At 45.3% G+C, this 3,801-nt stretch carries 4 protein-coding genes; all 4 read left to right on the top strand.

The genetic code is table 11. The features are described 5' to 3' along the window. Nucleotides 1-946: peptidylprolyl isomerase (locus H6S82_RS22525; RefSeq protein WP_191056736.1), on the top strand; the 946-nt coding region annotated here is incomplete at its 5' end. A gap of 100 nt (nucleotides 947-1,046) precedes the next feature. Continuing rightward, nucleotides 1,047-1,790 carry an isoprenylcysteine carboxylmethyltransferase family protein gene (locus tag H6S82_RS22520; RefSeq protein WP_199315419.1) on the top strand — a complete coding sequence of 248 codons (744 nt, stop codon included), beginning with the start codon at nucleotides 1,047-1,049 and terminating at the stop codon, nucleotides 1,788-1,790. Between the two features lie 159 nt (nucleotides 1,791-1,949). Continuing rightward, nucleotides 1,950-2,234 carry a hypothetical protein gene (locus tag H6S82_RS22515; protein ID WP_190468716.1) on the top strand — a complete coding sequence of 95 codons (285 nt, stop codon included), beginning with the start codon at nucleotides 1,950-1,952 and terminating at the stop codon, nucleotides 2,232-2,234. 282 nt (nucleotides 2,235-2,516) lie between these two features. Further along, on the top strand, nucleotides 2,517-3,801 hold a 1,285-nt coding region (locus H6S82_RS22510), incomplete at its 3' end, for a hypothetical protein (RefSeq protein WP_191056735.1).

The raw sequence follows: 3,801 nt of genomic DNA, 5'->3' as shown, positions 1-3,801 counted from the left end.
ACCCATAGACAACCAGCCGGTGCGCGAACTGCAAGCGAGTTTGGAAGACATTTCTACCCAACTGCGGTCTAATCGCCGTTGGAGTGCTATCTCTTCAGATATCAGCAAGGCATCATTGATTTTGACCGATCGGCAAGACCAACTGCTAGCCAGCGTTCCTGAAGAACGCAAAGCCGAAGCAGAAACTGCGATCGCAGACCTGAAAGCAGGTCTGGCGGATATCCGAGCTGCCCTCGAAGCCAAGGATAAAGAACTAATCTCCCAAGAGCGGGCAAAGCTGCTCGATAAAGTTGGCCTGCTGGAATACACAATGGTACAAAAATACCCCTTTGAAGTGCCAGCTGAGTACAGCAACCTGCCCCAACTCAAAGGTCGTGCCATTGTGGAAATGGTCACCAACAAGGGCAATCTCACCATCGTTGTGGATGGCTATAGTGCCCCCGTTACTGCCGGTAACTTCGTCGATTTAGTACAGCGCGGCTTTTACGACGGTTTGCCGTTCATCCGTGCCGAAGAATCTTACTACCTGCAAACCGGAGACCCCGCAGGCCCAGAGCAGGGTTTCATCGATCCATCTACTGGAAAGTATCGCGCTATTCCTCTAGAAATTCTGGTTAGGGGAGACGAAGCGCCCACCTACGGCATTACCCTCGAAGACGCCGGTCGTTATCTGGATAAACCCGTGCTGCCTTTCTCCGCTTACGGTGCCTTGGGAATGGCTAGACCCGAATTTGAACCGAATGGCGGTTCTTCTCAGTTTTTCTTTTTCCTGTTTGAACCAGAACTGACACCAGCCGGTCTCAACTTGCTGGACGGTCGCTATGCCGTCTTTGGCTTCGTAATCGAAGGGAAAGAAGTGTTGGAAAAGCTCCGGCAGGGCGATAAAATTGAGTCCGCTAAGGCGATCGAAGGTGCGGAAAATCTCATTCAACCACAGGTAGCTTAGACTCGCTGCTTGTTCGTCGTGCGACTCAAAGAAAGTTAATATAGAGATTAATGGGGAATTTCAGATTGAAAATTTTAGATGGCCAATTGAAAAATTGAATTTGTCATCTGAAATCTTAAATTTGAAATTTCCTTCACCACCTACCATTTCTGTAACTATGAGCAGTTTTGTCAGAGCTATACAGTTAAGTGTGGTATTGGTGGGGATGCTTGCCATATTGATTGTGCTGCCAGCAGTTTTATTTGGTGCGATGCAGCAGTGGCAAGTAATTTTTTTATTGCACGCCTATGCGATCTTCTTTATGGCCACAATTTGGCGTGCTGTTAGATATGGCAAACTGACCAAAACTACAGAAGATGAGCAATATAAGCGCACTTCCGGTCGTTGGGCTTTGGTTGTGCAATTTATCGGTCTATTAGTGGTGCATTGGTTAGCGCTGTTTGAATTTTCGCTCTCTGTGGCTGTCACCAATCCCGCCGATCGCACTTTATCAGGGATTGTTGGAATTATGGCGATCGCAGTCGCCATAATTATTAATCAAGTGGCAATTCGCACGCTGAAAGGATTTTTTGACAGGATCGCGATTAAGCCCGATCATCGGCTGGTAACAACAGGCATTTACAGTATCGTGCGTCACCCAATTTATCTAAGCTATGTTTTACTTTTTGCGGGATATTGCACAATGCTGCAAAGCTTTGCTAGCTTTATGTTGCTGGGCTTGGTTTGTGCAGTTTGGCTGGGCAACAGAATTGCGATCGAGGAAGAAATGCTCGCAGCAAGGTTCGGTGAAGATTACAAGGCTTATCAGCAAAACACAAAAAGGCTGTTTCCTTTTATTTATTAACCCAAAAACAAAACTTTTATCCGACTTATGCAAAGAAAGCTGGTTAGTCGGAAAAGCCCAGATTGAACAGCTAAAATTTTCAATTGATGATGGCGGTTTAGAGATGGTATCTCAATCTGAAATCTAAAATCTAAAATTACCCTTACTAGATGTCAGATTATGGCAATTATTGAGTTGATATTTTTGCTGACTCTGGCTGGTATACCAGTCTTACTGATTTTGAGGACAGTTGCAACTTCTCACCAGCAACAGCAGTTGCAAAATGCTTTCTATCAATTGCTAAAAGAGCAAAATAGCCGCATTTCTCTAATCCAGCTAGCTGCCACTGCTAAAGTTGAGCCACAGCTAGCTCAGCAGTACTTAGAACAGCAGATTAACACCTTTGGTGCAGTTCCGGAAGTGGATGCCGACGGGGATATATTCTATCGATTTCCTAAACTTTAAGTCAGGGTGCTAGAGTCCCCAGGACTAACTTTAGTGCTAAATGGGGCTATGCGATCGGGGCGGCGATACGAGGAGGACAGAAGCACTGCTTTAGCTGGTGTGTCAAACCCCTCTACGCGCTCATTCCGGAAGTCGGTTGTTGAAATGGGTAATTTCCGTCAATCTTAGCAGGGTGAACAGATTTAGAGAGGAGCAAATGCTTAAGTGAATAAGTTGCAGATGGCGTTTTTGTGGATGCCTTTGATACCATGCACTTGTATCAGGGACAACGGGGAGACCGATATGGAACTTAAAGAAGCTCAGGAAAGATGCCTAAATAGTTTAGTTTGGGCCATTAATGAGCTAGGAAGTCAAATTACAAGGACTGAAGTTGAGCCGATCGCCGAACTGATTATCCAAACCATGACTGGCCCTTGGCGCTATTTCCACACTCCAGAACACATTTTTGACGTCGGCGGCGAGGAACATCCGATTGAGGTCTTGGCAGCTCTGTTTCACGACCTGGTGTACGTGCAAGTAGATCAAGGCGTCAGTTTCAACATTAGCAGTTACATTACTCCCTTTGTCAGGGACGTTCGGGGACAGCTCGTGATTCGAGACTCTACTCAACTGACCAAGGATTTAATGTTTGAGATTGTATCGACGGTATTCGGGTTTTCTCCCGGTCAGACGCTTTCTCCGTTCGCAGGACAAAATGAATTTCTGAGTGCAGCGATCGCGGCCAAATGTCTCAAGCCGTTTCTTTCTCCTAGTGTAATCGCGCAAATCGCCGCCTGTATCGAGGCGACAATTCCTTTTCGTCCGAAGCTGGAATCCGGTTTCAGCGCTATGGATATGCTCTACCAGCGCTTGATCAATGCTAACAAGCAGTTCAATTTCGGCTGGACAGATGCCGAAACCTGTGAGGTGGTGAAGCGAGCTGTGCGCTTGGCAAACCGAGATGTGGAGAATTTTGCCTCTACTAACTCTGCTGATTTTTTAGATAATACCTGGAATCTTTTACCGGAAACAAACCACGAACTTCCCAACGCCAATTCTTACACGGTGCAGGTATACCGAAAATCTCTGCAAAAAATGGAAGGATTTATGAACTTCCTCAAACCAGAACTGGTTTTTCAGCAGTTTATGGGCGAACCCAATGAGGAAACTTACCGCAATATGCTGGAAAGAACTAGAAAAAATCTGGAAGTAGCTAAGCTTTATTTGGGAAGTAAGCTCACTACGATCGCTATCCTGGAGGCGCTTTCCTATCGCATGGGAAGGGATATTCCTCTTTCTACTATGATGGGAGAATTACCTGATATAAATGTAAAATCAGCTGCATTGCAGCATTTTATCCCCAATATCGATGAAGGCTATCAACCCAAAAATGAACTGGAAAGTGAGGTATTAGAGCTTTTGGCTAAGGGTCGCAATAAAGATTCTCCTTACGATATTAAGAATTCCCCAGTAACTACGTTTATTATCAAATCTATAGGGTTTGACTCTGGTGGATACTTGCTTCAGAAAGCTAAAGATTTCTTTAATGGAAAAATTGAAGCGGAAGAGTTTCTCAAAGAGTGCGATC

The organism is Planktothrix sp. FACHB-1355 (assembly GCF_014748295.1).
Taxonomy (GTDB): domain Bacteria; phylum Cyanobacteriota; class Cyanobacteriia; order Cyanobacteriales; family Aerosakkonemataceae; genus Aerosakkonema; species Aerosakkonema funiforme_A.
Note: the sequence above shows the minus strand (reverse complement) of the source record. Positions and strands in the feature narration are given on the sequence as shown.